This window comes from Arthrobacter sp. NPDC080086 (genome assembly GCF_040702285.1).
On record NZ_JBFBKP010000002.1, the window covers coordinates 39,475 to 57,448 of the forward strand.

Below are 17,974 nucleotides of genomic sequence, written 5' to 3' on the forward strand. Positions count from 1 at the left end.
AAACGGCCGCCCCGTGGTGCGAGGCGGCCGCCTGTGGCGTAGCGCGATCATGAGCGCGCCCGAATTGCCGGCTTAGTCTTGCGCGTACTCGCTCATCGGCACGCAGGCGCAGAACAGGTTGCGATCGCCGTAGACGTTGTCCGCACGGCCGACCGGCGGCCAGTACTTGCGCGCGCGCAGCGATGCCACGGGGTAGGCAGCCTGCTCGCGCGTGTACTTGTGTTGCCAGTCATCGGCCATCACCACGTTGGCGGTGTGCGGCGCGTGCTTGAGCGGGTTGTCCTCGCGGTCGAATTCGCCCGAGATCACCTTGTCGACTTCGCCACGGATGGCGATCATCGCGTCGATGAAGCGGTCGAGTTCCACCTTGGGCTCGCTCTCAGTCGGCTCGATCATCAGCGTGCCCGGCACCGGGAAGCTCATCGTCGGTGCGTGGAAGCCGAAGTCCATCAGGCGCTTGGCGATGTCTTCGTTGCTGATGCCCGATTCCTTCTGCAGCGGGCGGATGTCGAGAATGCACTCGTGCGCGACCAGACCGTGCGCGCCCGTGTACAGCACCGGGTAGTACGGCGACAGGCGCTTGGCCACGTAGTTGGCCGACAGGATGGCTGTCTCGGTCGCAGCGGTCAGGCCGGCGGCGCCCATCATGGCGATGTACATCCACGAGATCGGTAGGATCGACGCCGAACCGAACGCAGCAGCCGACACGTTGCCGATGTTCTGGCTCGCGTCTTCACCCGACGCCGCGCGCCCCGGGAGGAACGGTGCGAGATGCGCGCCCACGGCCACCGGACCGACGCCCGGGCCGCCACCGCCGTGCGGAATGCAGAACGTCTTGTGCAGGTTCAGGTGCGAGACATCGCCGCCGAAGTGGCCCGGTGCAGCGGTACCGACCATGGCGTTTATGTTGGCGCCATCCACATAAACTTGGCCGCCGTGGCTGTGCACGATCTCGCACACGCGCTTCACGCCTTCCTCGAACACGCCGTGCGTGGACGGGTACGTGATCATGATCGCGGCGAGGTTCTTGCTGTGCTCGGCGGCCTTCTTTTCCAGATCAGCCAAGTCCACGTTGCCGCGCTCATCGCACGCCACAACAACGACTTGCATGCCAGCCATCTGCGCCGATGCCGGGTTCGTGCCGTGCGCCGACGACGGAATCAGGCACACGTTGCGGTGGCCTTCGCCGCGGCTGGCGTGGTAGGCGTGGATGATCAGCAGGCCGGCATATTCGCCCTGCGAGCCGGCGTTCGGCTGCAGGCTGATCGCGGCATAGCCAGTGGCGGCGCACAGCATCTGTTCGAGCTGGTCGATCATCTCGCGGTAGCCCACGGTCTGGTCGGCGGGTGCGAACGGGTGGATGTTCGAGAACTCGGGCCACGTCACCGGCAGCATTTCTGCGGTGGCGTTGAGCTTCATCGTGCACGAACCCAGCGGGATCATCGTGCGGTCGAGCGCCAGGTCCTTGTCAGCCAGGCTGCGCAGGTAGCGCAGCATTTCGTGCTCGGAGTGGTGCGCATTGAACACCGGGTGCGTGAGGTACGCGCTTTGGCGGATGAGCGATGCCGGGTACGCATCGGCAACGCCCGCTTCGGTCTTGTCGAAGTCCGGCGCAGCCGCGTGAGCGGCGTGTGCGAAGACATCCCACAGCGCGACCACATCGGCGCGCGTGACGGTCTCATCCAGCGAGATGCCCAGGCGCGCATCGTCAATCTGCCGCAGGTTGATGCCATGCGCCTGTGCAGCGATGTGCAGGTTGGCCGTGCGCGGGCCGGTGGCGACCGTTAGCGTATCGAAGAAGGCGTCGGATTCCAGCGTGTAGCCGATCGCGCGCAGGCCGGCGGCCAGCGTGGCGGTCAGGCGGTGCACGCGCTGGGCGATGCGCTTCAGGCCTTGCGGGCCGTGGTAGACGGCGTACATCGATGCCATCACGCCCAGCAGCACCTGCGCGGTACAGATGTTCGAGGTGGCTTTCTCGCGGCGGATGTGCTGCTCGCGCGTCTGCAGCGCGAGGCGGTAGGCGGAGTTGCCTTGCGCATCCACCGTTACGCCAACGAGGCGACCGGGCATCGAGCGCTTGAATGCATCGCGCACAGCCATGTAACCGGCGTGCGGGCCGCCAAAGCCGAACGGCACGCCAAAGCGCTGCGTGTTGCCGATGACCACATCGGCACCCCATTCGCCCGGGGCCACCAGCAGCGTGAGCGCCAGCAGGTCAGCGGCTGCAACCACCAGACCGCCCGCAGCATGCACGGCATCGGTCAGCGCTTGGTATGTCGACAGATCACCCAGCAGCGCACCGTTGGCGCCGGGGTATTGCAGCAGCACGCCAAAGGCGTCGTGCTTGGCAGCGTCAGCAGCGGGGCCGGTTACCACTTGCACGCCGATCGGCTCGGCACGCGTGCGCACGACTTCCAGCGTTTGCGGCAGCACGTCGTCGGCCACGAAGAACACGGTCGACTTCGACTTGCCAATGCGTTGCAGCAGCGTCATCGCTTCCGCAGCGGCGGTGGCTTCGTCCAGCATCGACGCGTTGGCGATGTCCATCGCCGTGAGGTCGATCACCATCTGCTGGAAGTTCAGCATCGCCTCCAGGCGGCCCTGCGAGATTTCGGGCTGATACGGCGTGTAGGCCGTGTACCAAGCCGGGTTCTCAAGGATGTTGCGCAGGATCACGCCCGGCGTGTGCGTGCCGTAATAGCCCTGGCCGATCAGGCTCTTGACCACGCGGTTCTGCCCGGCGATGCCGCGCAGCTTGGCCAGCGCCGCTTCTTCAGTCAGCGGTTGCGTGAATTCGCCCAGCGGCATGCCGTCTTGGCGACGAATGGCGGGCGGGATCACGGCGTCGATCAGCGCGGCGCGGCTGTCGTAGCCGAGCGCGGCAAGCATCTGCGCTTGCTCGTCGGCCGACGGGCCGATGTGGCGATGTGCGAAGGCGTCGCGCGCCTCCAGGTCAGCCAGGGTGGGGCGTTCGGCAGCAAGCGCCGAGGAAGCGGGGTGCGGAGCGTTCATGGCAAGGGCTCGAAATTCAGGCAAAAAGCCGACACGGCGCAGGTCTGAGCGCGCATCGGCTTGGGGACCGGCTTAGCCGATCTTGGCTTCGTACTGCGCAGCCGACATCAGGGCGTTCACGTCGTCGGCGTTGGCCGGCTTGATCTTGAACAGCCACGCGTCGTAAGCACCAGCGTTGACCGACTCCGGCGCGTCGACAGCATCCTCATTCTTGGCGACGATTTCGCCCGACACCGGCGCGTAGATGTCGGAAGCCGCCTTGACCGATTCCACCACGGCAATCGCTTCGTCCCTGGCGACGGTGCGGCCAGCGTCCGGCAACTCGAGGAACACGATGTCGCCCAACGCATCTTGCGCGTAATCGGTGATGCCGATGGTCAGCGTGCCGTCGGCTTCAACGCGGATCCACTCGTCGTGTTCGGTGTACTTCAGATCGGCGGGGACGTTGCTCATGAAAGGTTTCTCCGGAAGATTGGAATGATGGGAATTCGGGTTCAGCTGACCAGCGCCTTGCCATTGCGCACGAACGGCAGTTTAACCACAGTCGCGGTCAACTTGCGGTCGCGGATCTCGACCTGCACGTCGGTGCCGATGGCGACATCCTTGGGCAAGCGCGCCAACGCGATGGAGAGCGACAGGCTCGGGCTGAAGGTGCCGCTGGTGATCTCGCCGTCACCGGCGGGGGTGATGACTTTCTGGTGGGCGCGCAGTACGCCGCCCTTGTCACGCAGGATCAGGCCGACGAACTGGTCGCGCTGGCCGCCGGCTTGCAGCGCAGCCTTGCCGATGAAGTCGCGCTCGCTTTGCAAATCGACCGTCCAGGCGAGGCCGGCGTCGAGCGGCGAGACGTGCTCATCCATGTCCTGGCCATAGAGGTTCATGCCGGCTTCCAGACGCAGCGTGTCGCGTGCGCCGAGGCCTGCCGGGCGCACGCCGGCCTGCAGCAGGCGCTCCCATACGCCGGCGATCTGCGCGGCGGGCACGACCAGCTCAAAGCCGTCTTCACCGGTGTAGCCGGTGCGCGCGACCATGATTTCGCCCACGCCGTCGACGGTGACAAAGCCCGCGTTGAATGGCTTGAGCGCCTCGCCCACGGCCTGCGTGCCGGGCAGCGCGGCATAGGTCTTGGCGCGCGCGTTCGGGCCCTGCACCGCGAGGATGCCCAGCGGCTCGGCGCCGGCGTTGTTATCGGAGCGGCGCGGGGTGATGGTCACGCCTGTGCCGGCGGCTTCGTTCTGCGCGACGATCCATTCGAGATCAGTCGGTGCGGTGCCGGCGTTCACGACCAGGCGGAACCAGTCTTCACGGAAGAAGTAGACGATCAGATCGTCGATCACGCCGCCCTTGGGGTTGAGCATGCAGCTGTAGAGCGCCTTGCCCGGGGTTTGCAGCTTGTCGACGTTGTTGGCGAGCAGCCCACGCAGGAAGTCGCGCACGCGCGCGCCGGTGAGGTCGACCACGCACATGTGCGAGACGTCGAAGATACCGGCGTCTTGCCGCACAGCATGGTGTTCTTCGATCTGGGAGCCATAGTTGACGGGCATGTCCCAGCCGCCAAAGTCGACCATGCGGGCGCCCAGCGAGCGGTGGATGGCATTGAGCGGCGTGTGTTGGAGCGTCATGGAATCTCTCGGCTTGGGCGCCGCCGGTGGCCTCGGCGTGGCGCGTTATTCGGGACCAGAAAAGCAAAAAGGCCACCTGCGCAGCCTGATGCCTCATGGTGACGCCATGAAGATGCAAGCCGCGCAGATGGCCCCTCTGTCCTTGGTACCTGAGAGATTGCGAAGCGCGGTACGCATAGCGGTGCGCGCCGGTTCGTGAGCCCCTTCGGTGGGCGCCTGCAGTGGTCGTGCAGCGCCAGCTCTCCAGAGTGCGGTCAGACGCATGTCTGGCCGATCCACCCGGTCCTGGATGCCTGAGAGTTTTCGGGTGCTACCCCTTCGGCGGCGACAGACCTGATGTGGCTGGCGCGCTCTCCCGGATGGATGCGCGGAATGTACGGAAGGGGGCTGGGATTGTCAATCAGGACAAATCGGCGGCGTTTTTTGGCGGTCACGCTGTCCAAAAAACTGGCCGCACCTCGCGCGGCGTGTCGATATCGCCCAGCCCGAGGTGCGGCCGATCGCGGGTCGTCGGAAACGCGGCTCAGTTGCCGCTCACTTGCCGATCTGGCGGCTCACCTGGTTTTCCTGCTGGTTCAGCGTGCGTTGTTCCTGCTTGGTGATGTGGCCCCCGTTCTGGGCGGCCATGTCGCGCTCTTCCTGACGGATCTGGCGATCCTCCTTGTGCAGCGCCTTGGCTTGGCTCTTGGTGATTTCGCCTTCCTTCACCTCGTTATGGATGCGCTTGTTCTGGTTGGCCAAGCGGTGGTTGACCTCGGCGCGGCGCGGGTGATCTTTCTGCCATTGCGTTTGTGCGAAGGCGCCAGTGGTGGCGGACAGGGCGACGGCAGTGACAGCCAGGACTTTGACGATGCGGTTCATGGTTTTCCTCCGGTGGGCGGCTGACCGATTCAGCCGCTGTCCTGTCTATAACGAAGCGTTCCGGCGCAAAGCTGACTGCGGTCGTGTAACAGCGCGTAAGCCGTGTAACGCCAACGGAGAAAGCGAGGGGCACAAACGATTGCGTGCGACGTGCAAGTCGGCGCGCAAACAAAAACGGACGCGCCCGTGAGGTACGCGTCCGCAAACTTCAAACAATCAACGCCGTTGGGTTACCAGCCGAAACCAGCGCCCACGCCCACGTTGTACTCCTTGCCGCCAGCGGTGGAGCCGCCGATCGTTACCGTGGCGCGCGAGCCGATCTTGCGCTGGTAGCCGATCGCCAGTGCCGTTTCACCGCGATACAGACCCGTGCCGATCGCCATGCGGTTGTCGGTCTGCAGACCGGCCGCGCTGGCCACCATGGTCGACATTGCAGCGTTCATGGCGCCCACGCGGTTGACCTTGCCGTCGATCTGGTTGACCTGGCTCTGCAAATTGCCCACGGCTTGTTGGGTGGCGTCAGCTTGCGCCTTGACGTCCTTGAACTGGCCGTAGTTGACTGCATCGGTATCGTTCACGCCGGCCTTCACATTGGTGATGATGCGTTCGTTACCGACAGAACCCACGGACACGGTGTTCTCGCGGTCTGCGACCGAGTTGGCGCCCAGGGCGACGCTGTTCGCCGCCGACGCCACCGCGTTGGCACCTGCTGCCGTCGCGTAGTTGCCGGTAGCCTGCGCCTCCTCTTTCGGGCCACGGATTTCGCCGCCGCCGCTGCCGACAAATCGGGGGTTGTCTTGGCCGCCGCCCGTCGAGCCGCCTTCCAGGCTGAAAACGCGCTTGTCCAGGTTGTCGAGTGCACCGCCGACATCATGGTACTTGTCCCCGTTTTGGAACGAATACGTTGGGCCTGTCCACACGCCGTTGTTGAAGGAAGCGCCACCGCCCAGTGCGCTGCCAACGCCATTGAGCTGGCTGAAGTTGACGGCATCGTTGGCATTCACGCCATTGGCGATGTTCGACAGCTTGACCGGCGCCGTTGCAGGAACCATGGTGCCCGTGCCGTCGTCCTTCAGGCCACCCAGCGTGACGCTGTCTTTCTTATCGCTGTCGTATGTCACGGCGTTGGCCAGCTTGCCATCATTGCCCACTAGGCCTGCGTCTTTAAGCTGCTTGAAGTTTACGGCGTCGGTGTCATCCGTACCCGCTTTCACGTTCTTGATCTGCACTGGGCCAGTGCCACCAGTCGGATTCTTGAGCGTGATAGTGTCACCGGCTGCGTCGTACTGAACAGAATTGGCGGCAGCCTTTGCAGCCTGCTCAGCCGTGCTCTTGACGTCGAACAGTTGACCACCGTTGACGGCGTCCTTGCTGTCCTTGGCCACATCGCCATTGGCGACGTTATGGATGGCGACACCCGTCGTGCTGGTGCCGCTGTCGAGTGTGACGGAGTTCAGCTTGTCGCCCGTGGTCGGGTCGGTGTCGTACTGAACAGAGTTGGCGGCAGCCTTTGCAGCCTGCTCAGCCGTGCTCTTGACGTCGAACAGTTGGCCACCGTTGACGGCGTCCTTGCTGTCCTTAACCACATCGCCGTTGGCGACGTTATGGATAGCGACACCCGTCGTGCTGGTGCCGCTGTCGAGCGTGACGGAGTTCAGCTTGTCGCCTGTGGTCGGGTCGGTGTCGTACTGAACAGAATTGGCGGCAGCCTTCGCAGCCTGCTCAGCCGTACTCTTGACGTCGAACAGTTGACCACCATTGACGGCGTCCTTGCTGTCCTTGGCCACATCGCCATTGGCGACGTTATGGATGGCGACACCCGTCGTGCTAGTGCCGCTGTCGAGTGTGACGGAGTTCAGCTTGTCCCCGGTGGTCGCGTCGGTGTCGTACTTGACGGCGATGTTGTCCAGGTTGTTGACTTTGGTGGTGTTGGTCTTGATGCGATCGTCGAGGTTACCCAATGCCCCAGGCACGGTGGAGTACGTTGTTCCACCCGTGCTGTCTGGGCCCAACGTGTAGCTCGGGGGAATGACAGCTCCATTTACGGTGCTGATGCGAGCGCCTAGGTAATTGAGAGTGCTATTGAGCTGATTGACAGTCACGGCATCGGATGACGCGACGCCATTTTCAATGCCAGTAAGGCGACGAGTATTGTTCCCTTGGTTTGTAAAGTCGACGACTGCGCCGGTGGCATTTCTACCAAAAGAGATTGGTCCATCAGCATCAGGCTGCTCAATCAAGACTTGGGCAATCGCCCCAGGTGCGGAAAGCGAAGCTGCACCCGCAATTAGTGCAGAGCCAACCGCCTTCACCGCAGTCCGCCCCTTCCCGCGCCCACGCGCAATCTCAGAAACCGCTGCCCATACGCCGGTCGCTTTGTTGAAAACGACACGATATGCCTTGTTCATTTCAATACCTCTGCAGAGATAAAAGTGGAATTCCGCGCCAATCCAAGACGATGGATGGCGACTGCAGAGTTTGTAGAAATCAATGAATCAATTTTTCAAGTTTTTGCACCAATGGCAATAAATTGTGGATTTTCTGATATCAGAATAGTCTTACAAGAAAGTCAGGGAACAACGCTGAAATATGGATCGTGGCAACATGTGTATAGCATATTAATCATGGATCACCTCAACAGTAAATCTCAAACATTGGGAAATTCTTATTTCCAGATTTGACGCCGATCAATAATTTGCCCACATACACGGAATCTCATTCATCACGCAATTGGAAAACGCCGCATTTTTCAGCCGGCCGGCCGACCTTTTGCTAAGAATGAATAAGAAAACGCTGATCCACTACTGCGCTTGAAAGGGTGCAATCCGCGGCGGACCGGGGTGTTCAGGGCGACGACCCACGCGTGCTACCATCGCCCTCCGCTGTACCTTCCCGCCCGCTTTTCTCCGCCTGTCCCCATGTCTTCTGGTCTCGCCCACGGGCTCAATGCTGCCCAATCCGAAGGTGTGCACTACCTCGACGGCCCGTGCCTGGTGCTGGCCGGAGCGGGCTCGGGCAAGACGCGCGTGATCACGCAGAAGATCGCGCACCTGATCCTGGACAAGGGCTTCGAACCCAAGCACATCGCCGCTGTCACGTTCACCAACAAGGCGGCCAAGGAAATGCAGGAGCGCGTGGCCAAGCTGATGGAGGGCCAGACGCGCGCCGACGGCAAGCGCATCCCCATCAAGCAGTTGACGGTGTGTACGTTCCACTCGCTGGGTGTGCAGATCCTGCGCGCCGAGGCCGAGCACGTGGGCCTGAAGCCGCGTTTCTCGATCATGGATTCGGACGACTGCTTCGGCATGATCCAGGAGCAGCTGGCGACCACCGACAAGCAACTGATCCGCCGCGTGCAGAGCACGATCTCGCTGTGGAAGAACGGTCTCGTCGACCCGGAAGCCGCGATTGCCGAGGCACTCGCCAGCAACAACGTCGACGACCACCAGGCCGCGCTGGTCTACCGCAACTACGTCGCCACGCTGCACGCGTATCAGGCGGTGGATTTTGACGACCTGATCCGCATTCCCGCCGAGCTGTTCGCGCGCAATGAAGAGGTGCGCCTGAAGTGGCAGAACCGCCTGCGCTACTTCCTCGTCGACGAATACCAAGACACCAACGCCTGCCAGTACCAGTTGCTGAAGCTGCTAGCAGGCGGCTCGCACCTGCGCGCGCCGGCCTTCACGGCGGTGGGCGACGACGACCAGGCCATTTACGGCTGGCGCGGTGCCACGCTCGACAACCTCAAGCTGCTGCAGACGGATTTCCCGAACCTCAAGGTCATCAAGCTGGAGCAGAACTACCGCTCCACGGTGCGCATCCTGAACGCCGCCAACGCGGTCATCGCGCAAAACCCGAAGCTGTTCGAGAAGACGCTGTGGAGCGAGCACGGCATGGGCGATGCCATCAACGTGACGAGCGCCAACGACGAGGAGCACGAGGCCGAGAGCGTGGTCTTCAAACTCTCCGCGCACAAGTTCGAGCGCCGCGCGCAGTTTCGGGATTACGCGATTCTGTATCGCGGCAATTTCCAGGCGCGGCTGTTCGAGCAGATCCTGCGGCGTGAGCGCATTCCGTATGTGCTCTCGGGCGGGCAGAGCTTTTTCGACAAGGCCGAGATCAAGGATCTGTGTGCGTACCTGCGCCTGATCGCCAATGCGGATGACGACCCTGCGTTTATCCGCGCGATTACCACGCCCAAGCGCGGCGTAGGCAATGCGACGCTGGAAGTGTTGGGCGCGTTTGCGGGGCAGGCGAAGGTGTCGTTGTTCGAGGCGGCGATGATGGGCGGCATCGAGGCACAGCTCGCGCCGCGCCAGTTGGAGCCGCTGCGCGTGTTCTGCGAATTCATCGTGCGGCTGTCGGACCGCGCCGCAAAGGAACCCGCCGGCACGCTGCTCGACGAGATGATGGAAGGCATCCACTACGAGGCCTACCTGTACGACACGTACGACGAGCGCCAGGCCCAGAACAAGTGGACCAACGTGCTGGAGTTCCTCGACTGGCTCAAGCGCAAAGGCACCAAGCCCGAGAAAGAAAGCGACGAAGGTGACGACAATGCGGCCACCGGTTTCGACAACGCCGATGGGCTGATGGATACCGGCAAGAACCTGCTGGAGCTGACGCAGACCATCGCGCTGATCAGCATGCTCGAAGGCAGGGAAGAGGATCCGGATGCGGTGCGACTCTCAACGCTGCATGCAAGCAAGGGGCTGGAGTATCCGCACGTGTTTCTCGTGGGCGTGGAGGAGGGCATCCTCCCGCACTGCCGCGAAGACGACGACCTGACCGACGAGAAGATCGAGGAAGAGCGCCGGCTGATGTATGTGGGCATCACGCGCGCGCAGCGCAGCCTGCATATCAGTTGGTGCAAGAAGCGCAAGCGCGCGCGCGAAACGGTGGTGTGCGAGCCGTCGCGTTATATCGCGGAGATGAAGCTGGACGACGATGCCGGCCCGACGCCCGAAGACACCATGCCCGCCATGTCCCCCAAGGACCGGCTCGGTGCGCTGAAGGGGCTGCTGGCCGCCAAGAAGCCGGTGGCGACGTAGCAGCGCAGATGGCGCACCCGCTAGCGCGTTGATCAACGTTGACGCATATCAACGTGGCGCCCAAGGCGGCGTTTTACGATGAAACATCGCCCCCATACTCTTCGCGCCCATGTTTCCGTTTGCCAAGCCGGCCGACGCTCCGTCTGCCGCAAACGACGCGGCTTTCTGCTGGTCTGCGCCGCAAGTGCGCGACCTTGCCCAGCGCTTTGATACGCACGGCCCGCGCTACACCTCGTACCCAACAGCAGACCGGTTTCACAACGGCTTTGACAACGCCGACTACCTCGACGCGCTGCACCGCCGTGCGGCGATCGCGCCCGCGCTGCACGCGCCGCTGTCGCTGTACATGCATCTGCCGTTCTGCCAGAACCTTTGCTACTACTGCGGGTGCAACAAGGTCATCACGAAAGACCGCTCGCGCAGCGCTCGCTACGTGCAGACGCTGGCGCGCGAGATGGCGCTGGTGGCCGAGCACATTGGCCCGCTGCGGCGAGTCAAGCAACTGCACTGGGGGGGCGGCACGCCCACCTTCCTCGCCCATGATGAGATGCGCGCCGTCATGGCCGCCACGCGCCGGCATTTCGACGTGGCAAGCGACGGCGAGAGTTCCGTCGAACTCGACCCGCGCCAAGCAGATGACACCACGCTCGCCGTGCTGGCCGAGATCGGCTTCAATCGCGCGAGCCTCGGCATTCAAGACTTCGACCCCGACGTGCAACGCGCCGTCCACCGCATCCAGAGCGTGGAAGAGACGCGCCGTGTGGTCGACACCGCGCGGCGGCTCGGCTTCGAGTCGATCAGCTTCGACCTGATCTACGGCCTGCCGCATCAGCGCACCGAGACCTTTCACGCCACGCTCGACCGCGTGCTGGAGATGGTGCCGGATCGGCTCTCCGTCTACAGCTATGCGCACCTGCCGCATCTCTTCAAGCCGCAGCGCCGCATCGATCTGTTCGCGCTGCCCTGCGCCGACGAAAAGCTCGACTTGCTCGCGATGACGGTGGAGCGCCTCGTCGCCGAGGGCTATGTGTATATCGGCATGGATCACTTTGCGCGCCCTGACGACGCACTCGCCATTGCGCAGCGCGAAGGCCGGTTACAACGCAATTTCCAGGGCTACTCCACACACGCCGATTGCGACATGCTGGCCTTCGGCGTGTCCGCCATCAGCCGCGTGGGCGATGTGTACGCGCAGAACGAGAAGAACCTCGACGCGTACTACGCGCGCATTGATGCTGGCGAACTGGCGGTGCTGCGGGGGATGGCACTCACACCCGACGACCACGTGCGCCGTGCGCTGATTGGCGAGCTGATGTGCGGGTGCGAGCTGGACATGCACGCGTTCGGCGCCCGCCACGGCTTGGATTTCAAGCACACCTTCGCCGATGAGTTGAAGGCGCTCGCACCGTTGGAAGCTGCCGGGCTTGTGAAGGTGGGTGATGAGCGCATCGTCATCTCGCCGCAGGGACGATTGCTGGTGCGACGCATCGCCATGGTGTTCGATGCGCACCTGCAAACAACAGGCACTGAGCGCGTTGTCGAGGCCGAGGGCAAGCCCGTGGCCGTCGTCCCGCGCTACTCCAAGGTGGTCTGACCTGCGTCAGACCGTTGCCGGTTCGCGCTGCTGCGTCATGGTTTCTGTTTGCGCGGTGGCGAGCGTCTGCGGCCAGATTTCCGCCAGGCGCAGCAGGTTGGTTGAGCCCGCTTGACCGAATGGCATACCCGCTGTGATGGCGATCTGATCGCCCGACACGGCAAAGCCTTCGCGCGCAGCGGCGCGACACGCCGCATCCACCATCTCATCCACGCTCGTCACATCCGCGCTGACCGTGCTGTGCACGCCCCACGCGATCGCCAAACGGCGTGCCGTGTCCAGGCGCGGCGTGATGCTGACGATGGGCGCCAGCGGACGCTCGCGTGCAGCGCGCAGGCTCGTCTTGCCGCTCGACGTATAGGTGACGGTGGCCACAGCCCCCAGGATGTGTGTGACGTCGCGCAGTGCGGCGCAGATCGCGTCCTGGCGCGTGGGCAGCGGGGCCTGGTGTTGTGCGTCGATGAGGTTGCGGTACAGCGGGTCCCGCTCGGTCTCGGCAATGATGCGGTTCATGATGCTGACCGCCGCCACCGGATGCTTGCCGCTGGCCGATTCGGCTGACAGCATCACCGCATCGGTGCCGTCGTACACGGCGCTGGCCACGTCGGATGCTTCCGCGCGCGTCGGCACCGGCGCCTCGATCATCGATTCCAGCATCTGCGTGGCCACGACCACCGGCTTGCCGTGCTGACGCGCAATGCGCAGGATGCGCTTCTGCACGCCGGGCACGCGCTCGGGCGGCAGTTCCACGCCCAGGTCGCCACGTGCCACCATCAGCGCGTCGGAGGCCTGCACGATGTCTTCCAGGTGCAGCAGCGCGGCGGGCTTCTCGATCTTGGAGAGCAGGCCGGCGCGGTCGCCGATGATCTCGCGCGCGGCGATCACATCCTCAGCGCGCTGCACGAACGACAGCGCAATCCAGTCCACCCCCAGCGACAGCGCGAAGTCTAGGTCGCGCAGGTCTTTCTCGGTGAGTGCGGGGATGGGGATGACGGCATCCGGCACGTTCACGCCCTTGCGATCCGACAGCGGGCCGCCGTCGACCACGCGGGTGATGATGGCCGTTGGGTCCGCGGCCTCCACGGCCAGGCGGATCTTGCCGTCGTCGAGCAGCAGCGACTGGCCCGGCGCCGTGGCGGCGTACAGCTCCGGGTGCGGCAGGTGCACGCGGGTGACATCGCCCGGCGTCGGGTCACGGTCGAGGACAAAGCGATCGCCGTTCTTGAGCACGACGCGGCCATCGGCAAATGTGCCGATGCGCAGCTTCGGGCCTTGCATGTCGGCGAGGATGCCGATGGGGCGGCCGGTCTCGGCTTCCACCGCGCGCACGGTGTCGTAGCGCTTGCGGTGGTCTTCGTGCGATCCGTGGCTGAAGTTCAGGCGGAAGACGTCCGCGCCGGCGTCGAAGAGGGCGCGGATGGTGTCTTTGTCGCTGCTGGCGGGGCCGAGGGTGGCGAGGATTTTGGTGTTGCGGAAGCGGCGCATTTTGGGTTGCTCCGGTGGGTGGTTTGTTTGGACCTTGGTGGTCCACTCCCTTTCACCCCCTGCCGGGGGCGACTCACTTTCTTTGTCTTGCCAAAGAAAGTAAGCAAAGAAAGGCGCCATCTAGGGCGGCACGGTCACACAATCTGTATGCCGCCCGTGGCGCTGCGTTCACCGTCGTCCCCGCGTAGGCGGGGACCCAGTGTCGTTGGTGTTCATGCTTCGTTAAAACGCCGCTGGGTTCCCGCCTTCGCGGGAACGACAAAACCGCGATGGTTTGGCCGTTTGAGCCCTTGATGGCGCCTTGAATTTCTGTTGCAAAGAGGAAAAAGAGGGGAGGCTTGTCTGAGCGAAGCGAGTTTGCCTCCCCTCCCTCCTTGCGACATAAATTCAAGGGGAAGTCGCCATCTCGGGCGCGCCTTTCTTTTGCTTACTTTTCTTTGGCAAGACAAAGAAAAGTGAGTCAGCCCCGGCAGGGGATGAAACAAGGGATGAACCAAAAACATCAAAAAATCCAAGCCTCAAACCAAATCACCCCGTAATCAAAATCGCCCGAAAATCATTCACGTTGGTCCGGGTCGGCTTGGTGACAATCAAGTCGCCGAGCGCATCAAAGAACCCATACCCATCGTTGTTGTCGAGCAGTTGTTTGGGCTTCAACCCAAGCGCCTCGGCACGGGCAAGGCTATCCGGCGTGAGGATGGCACCAGCGTTGTCTTCCGAGCCATCGATGCCATCGGTATCACAAGCAATCGCATACACGCCCGGCAGGCCGTCGAGTGCCACGCCCAGCGCGAGCAGGAACTCAGCATTGCGCCCACCACGCCCATGGCCCCGCACGGTGACGGTCGTCTCTCCGCCCGACAGAATCACGCACGGCTTGGCGAACGGCTGGTTACGCGCCACGATCTGCCGCACGATGCCGGCATGCACTTCCGCCACATCGCGCGCCTCGCCTTCGATGCTGTCCGACAGGATGTGCGCTTCGTAACCGAGTGCGCGTGCCTGTGCGGCAGCCGCTTCCAGCGCGTCCTGCGCCGTCGCGATGACATGACTGCGATGGCCTTCGAAGCGCGCATCGCCGGGCTTGGGCGTTTCACCCGCGCCGCTTTCCAGATGACGGCGCACCGCTTCCGGCACGTCGATGCCATATTTGTTGATCACGGCCAGCGCATCCGCGCACGTGGTGGCGTCGGGCAGCGTCGGGCCGCTGGCGATGAGCGTCGGGTCATCGCCGGGAATGTCGGAGATGAGCAGCGTCTCCACGCGCGCCGGCGCGCAGGCCAACGCCAAGCGCCCGCCCTTGATCGACGACAGGTGCTTGCGCACGCAGTTCATCTCGCCGATGCTCGCGCCGCTCTTGAGCAGTGCGCGGTTGACGGTCTGCTTGTCGGCCAACGTCAAGCCCTTGGCCGGTGCGGCCAGCAGCGCCGAGCCGCCACCCGAGATCAGGCAGAGCACGAGGTCGTCTTCGGTGAGGCCATCGAGCAGTTCAACCATGCGTTGCGCGGCCCGTTGGCCCGCCGCATCGGGCACCGGGTGCGAAGCTTCGACAACTTCAATGCGGCCAGTCGTACCTGGTGCACGACCATGTTCATAACGCGTGACGACCAGGCCCGACAACTCGCCTTGCCAATGTTGTTCAACCGCTTCCGCCATGGCTGCAGCGCCCTTGCCCGCGCCAATGACGATGGTGCGACCGCGCGGCGGTTCAGGCAGATACGGCGGCAGGCACTGCGCAGCACTGACCACGGCCACAGCGGTATCAAACAAGCCGTGCAGCAGGGCGCGCGGCGACGGATTAGGCAAGGCGGCACGCAAAGCGGCCTGGGCGGAGGAGTCGTTGTGCATGGCAGAAAGCGTGGAGGCGACAAAAAGAACTGCCGCCACCCGAAGGCAGCGACAGTGCACACAACTTAGGCATGCATTTAGGCGATCGCGTGGTTCGACATGATCTCGATCGCGCGGCACAGCGCCGAGTGATCTTGCTTGCCGAGACCATTGGCCGCACACGTGTTGAACAGCTCCTGCGCAGTCGCCGTGTTGGGCAATGCCACGCCCAGCGTCTTCGCACCTTGCAGCGCAAGGTTCAGGTCCTTCTGGTGCAGTTCGATGCGGAAGCCCGGATCAAACGTACGCTTGACCATGCGCTCGCCGTGCACTTCCAGAATGCGCGAGTTGGCAAAGCCGCCCATCAGTGCCTGACGCACCTTCGCCGGGTCCGCACCGGCCTTCGATGCAAACAGCAGGGCTTCCGACACCGCCTGAATGTTCAGCGCCACGATGATCTGGTTGGCCACCTTGGTGGTCTGGCCGTCGCCGTTGCCGCCCACCAGCGTGATGTTCTTGCCCATCAGTTGGAACAGCGGGACCACGCGGTCGAAAGCAGCTTGCTCGCCGCCAACCATGATCGTCAGCGAAGCAGCCTTGGCACCCACTTCGCCACCCGACACCGGGGCGTCCAGGTATTGCGCGCCGGTCTTGTTGATGCGCGAAGCGAAATCCTTCGTCGCGATCGGCGAGATCGAGCTCATGTCGACCACGATCTTGCCGGCGGCCACGTCCTTGCCTGCGTCCTTCAGCGCCTTGGCGACGCCCTTTTCGCTGAACAACACCGCTTCAACGTGCGGGGTGTCGGGCACCATGATGAAGATGATGTCGGCGCGCTTGGCGACTTCTTCTGCGCTCGTGCAGACGGTCACGCCAGCTTCCACCAGTACGGCCGGCGCCGGGTTGACGTCGTGCACGAAGAGCGTGTGGCCTGCTGCGCGCAAATGGCCCGCCATGGGGGCGCCCATGATGCCGAGGCCGATGAAACCGAGGTTGAGATTGTTTGCCATGGTGAGGGGTCTCCTTGGGGTTGAATGGTTTGTGTGTGTTGGATTGGGCCTTGGTGGTCCACTTCCCTTTCACCCCCTGCCGGGGGCGACTCACTTTCTTTGTCTTGCCAAAGAAAGTAAGCAAAGAAAGGCGCGCCCGAGATGGCGACCCCTTCCTTGAATTTGTGTAACCGGGCGGAGACGGGGAAAACTCGCTTCGCTCAAACAGTTCCCCGTCTTTTTTCCGCCCGCTTACACAAATTCAAGGCGCCATCTAGGGCAGGGTACGGCCACACAATCTGTGTGCTGCCCAAGGTGGCTCTTGTTTGGTGCTGTTGTTGCTCGCTTCGCTTCGCGTTGTGCTGCTACTGCTGCTGCGGTCGTGCTTCGATGGTTTGGCCTTTGACGTTCCTGCCCTTGATGGCGCCTTGAATTTCTGTTGCAGAGAGGAAAAAGGAAGGGAAACTGTTTGAGCGAAGCGAGTTTTTCCCTTCCCCTCTCTGCGACATAAATTCAAGGAGTCTTTCGCCATCTCGGGCGCGCCTTTCTTTGCTTACTTTCTTTGGCAAGACAAAGAAAGTGAGTCAGCCCCGGCAGGGGATGAAACAAGAGGCGCACCACCAAGGCAAAAAACCAAACACAAAAACATCAAGCAACGTTGTAAGCATCACGCCAGCCGAGACCTTCAACCGTCCCAGCCTTAGGCTTGTACTCACACCCCACCCAGCCCTTGTACCCAATCTCATCCAGCCACTTGAACAAGAACTGGTAGTTGATCTCCCCAGTACCCGGCTCATTACGCCCCGGGTTATCCGCCAACTGCACATGCTTGATCCTGTCCAGATGGCGCTTGAGCGTGTTCGCCACTTCGCCTTCCATCCGTTGCATGTGATAGATGTCGTACTGCACGTACAGGTTGGACGCATCCACGTCGTTGATCAGGTCCAGTGCCTGCTGCGTGCGGTTCAGATAGAAGCCCGGAATATCAAACGTGTTGATCGGCTCGATCAGCAGATCGATCTTCTCGGCCTTCAGCGCCTTGGCCGCAAACTTCAGGTTCTCCACCAGCGTCTTGCGCGCGGCGTCTTCGCTCACGCTTTCGGGGCGAATGCCCACCAGGCAGTTGAGTTGCTTGACGCCGAGCACCTTGGCGTACTTGATGGCTTCGCCCACGCCTTCCTGAAACTCGCCCACGCGATCGGGCAGTACGGCGATACCGCGCTCACCGCCGTCCCAGTTGCCGGCCGGCAGGTTGTGCAGGACCAGGTCGAGCTGGAAGCGGTTCAGGCGATCCGCGATCTGGTCTGCGTGAAACGCATACGGGAACAGGAACTCCACGCCGCGGAAGCCCGCACGCGCGGCGGCTTCAAAGCGATCGAGGAAGGCCTGCTCGTTGAAGAGCATGGTCAGGTTGGCTGCCAGCTTTGGCATGTTGGTCTCCTTGCGCTTGTCGTCCCCGCGCAGGCGGGGACCCAGTGGCTTTATGCATGCAGTAAAACGACGCTAGGTTCCCGCCTACGCGGGAACGACGGG

Annotated in this window: 12 protein-coding genes and 2 riboswitches; of the genes, 3 read left to right on the forward strand and 9 right to left on the reverse strand. The window is 63.0% G+C overall.

The genetic code is table 11. The features are described 5' to 3' along the window. Positions 1-72: 72 nt before the first annotated feature. The 5 genes from gcvP to AB0305_RS01360 all read right to left on the reverse strand — a co-directional run bounded on the left by gcvP (position 73) and on the right by AB0305_RS01360 (position 7,903). Entirely contained in the window at positions 73-3,012 is a 2,940-nt protein-coding gene (gcvP, locus tag AB0305_RS01340; protein WP_366170730.1) for an aminomethyl-transferring glycine dehydrogenase, read from the reverse strand. Between the two features lie 72 nt (positions 3,013-3,084). Continuing rightward, positions 3,085-3,465, reverse strand: a complete 381-nt coding sequence (gcvH, locus tag AB0305_RS01345; protein WP_366170732.1) for a glycine cleavage system protein GcvH — start codon at positions 3,463-3,465, stop codon at positions 3,085-3,087. 41 nt (positions 3,466-3,506) lie between these two features. Then, a complete protein-coding gene (gene gcvT / locus AB0305_RS01350; RefSeq protein ID WP_366170734.1) occupies positions 3,507-4,634 on the reverse strand; it encodes a glycine cleavage system aminomethyltransferase GcvT in 1,128 nt (375 codons plus the stop codon). 126 nt (positions 4,635-4,760) lie between these two features. Further along, a riboswitch (glycine riboswitch) is annotated at positions 4,761-4,891 on the reverse strand. A gap of 13 nt (positions 4,892-4,904) precedes the next feature. Continuing rightward, positions 4,905-5,002: riboswitch (glycine riboswitch) on the reverse strand. Between the two features lie 166 nt (positions 5,003-5,168). Then, on the reverse strand, positions 5,169-5,495 hold the full coding sequence (locus tag AB0305_RS01355; protein WP_366170736.1) for a hypothetical protein: 327 nt from the start codon (positions 5,493-5,495) through the stop codon (positions 5,169-5,171). A gap of 230 nt (positions 5,496-5,725) precedes the next feature. Beyond that, complete coding sequence (locus AB0305_RS01360; protein ID WP_366170738.1) at positions 5,726-7,903, reverse strand: ESPR-type extended signal peptide-containing protein; 2,178 nt, start codon at positions 7,901-7,903, stop codon at positions 5,726-5,728. 54 nt (positions 7,904-7,957) lie between these two features. On the opposite strand from AB0305_RS01360, the gene AB0305_RS01365 reads away from it, so the two are divergent. The 3 genes from AB0305_RS01365 (at position 7,958) to hemN (ending at position 12,140) form a co-directional block, all read left to right on the forward strand. Beyond that, entirely contained in the window at positions 7,958-8,176 is a 219-nt protein-coding gene (locus tag AB0305_RS01365) for a hypothetical protein (protein ID WP_366170740.1), read from the forward strand. 237 nt (positions 8,177-8,413) lie between these two features. After that, positions 8,414-10,546, forward strand: a complete 2,133-nt coding sequence (locus AB0305_RS01370; protein ID WP_366170742.1) for a UvrD-helicase domain-containing protein — start codon at positions 8,414-8,416, stop codon at positions 10,544-10,546. 109 nt (positions 10,547-10,655) lie between these two features. Beyond that, the gene (hemN, locus tag AB0305_RS01375; protein WP_366170744.1) at positions 10,656-12,140 is read left to right on the forward strand and encodes an oxygen-independent coproporphyrinogen III oxidase; all 1,485 of its coding nucleotides are present in this window, start codon (positions 10,656-10,658) and stop codon (positions 12,138-12,140) included. A gap of 6 nt (positions 12,141-12,146) precedes the next feature. Here hemN and pyk read toward each other — a convergent pair whose 3' ends face one another. The 4 genes from pyk to hyi form a co-directional block, all read right to left on the reverse strand. Next, a complete protein-coding gene (gene pyk / locus AB0305_RS01380) occupies positions 12,147-13,625 on the reverse strand; it encodes a pyruvate kinase (RefSeq protein ID WP_366170746.1) in 1,479 nt (492 codons plus the stop codon). Between the two features lie 528 nt (positions 13,626-14,153). Beyond that, positions 14,154-15,473, reverse strand: a complete 1,320-nt coding sequence (locus AB0305_RS01385; protein ID WP_366170748.1) for a glycerate kinase — start codon at positions 15,471-15,473, stop codon at positions 14,154-14,156. Between the two features lie 77 nt (positions 15,474-15,550). Further along, complete coding sequence (glxR, locus tag AB0305_RS01390) at positions 15,551-16,462, reverse strand: 2-hydroxy-3-oxopropionate reductase (protein ID WP_366170750.1); 912 nt, start codon at positions 16,460-16,462, stop codon at positions 15,551-15,553. Between the two features lie 627 nt (positions 16,463-17,089). After that, positions 17,090-17,872 (reverse strand): hydroxypyruvate isomerase, encoded by a 783-nt coding sequence (gene hyi, locus AB0305_RS01395; RefSeq protein ID WP_366170752.1) that lies wholly within the window; start codon positions 17,870-17,872, stop codon positions 17,090-17,092. Positions 17,873-17,974: the final 102 nt, after the last annotated feature.

Bases quoted from the DNA above. Each gene is read 5' to 3' on its own strand.
- gcvP (WP_366170730.1), bottom strand. From the start codon at position 3,012: ATGAACGCTCCGCACCCCGCTTCCTCGGCGCTTGCTGCCGAACGCCCC.
- gcvH (WP_366170732.1), bottom strand. From the start codon at position 3,465: ATGAGCAACGTCCCCGCCGATCTGAAGTACACCGAACACGACGAGTGG.
- gcvT (WP_366170734.1), bottom strand. From the start codon at position 4,634: ATGACGCTCCAACACACGCCGCTCAATGCCATCCACCGCTCGCTGGGC.
- AB0305_RS01355 (WP_366170736.1), bottom strand. From the start codon at position 5,495: ATGAACCGCATCGTCAAAGTCCTGGCTGTCACTGCCGTCGCCCTGTCC.
- AB0305_RS01360 (WP_366170738.1), bottom strand. From the start codon at position 7,903: ATGAACAAGGCATATCGTGTCGTTTTCAACAAAGCGACCGGCGTATGG.
- AB0305_RS01365 (WP_366170740.1), top strand. From the start codon at position 7,958: ATGGCGACTGCAGAGTTTGTAGAAATCAATGAATCAATTTTTCAAGTT.
- AB0305_RS01370 (WP_366170742.1), top strand. From the start codon at position 8,414: ATGTCTTCTGGTCTCGCCCACGGGCTCAATGCTGCCCAATCCGAAGGT.
- hemN (WP_366170744.1), top strand. From the start codon at position 10,656: ATGTTTCCGTTTGCCAAGCCGGCCGACGCTCCGTCTGCCGCAAACGAC.
- pyk (WP_366170746.1), bottom strand. From the start codon at position 13,625: ATGCGCCGCTTCCGCAACACCAAAATCCTCGCCACCCTCGGCCCCGCC.
- AB0305_RS01385 (WP_366170748.1), bottom strand. From the start codon at position 15,473: ATGCACAACGACTCCTCCGCCCAGGCCGCTTTGCGTGCCGCCTTGCCT.
- glxR (WP_366170750.1), bottom strand. From the start codon at position 16,462: ATGGCAAACAATCTCAACCTCGGTTTCATCGGCCTCGGCATCATGGGC.
- hyi (WP_366170752.1), bottom strand. From the start codon at position 17,872: ATGCCAAAGCTGGCAGCCAACCTGACCATGCTCTTCAACGAGCAGGCC.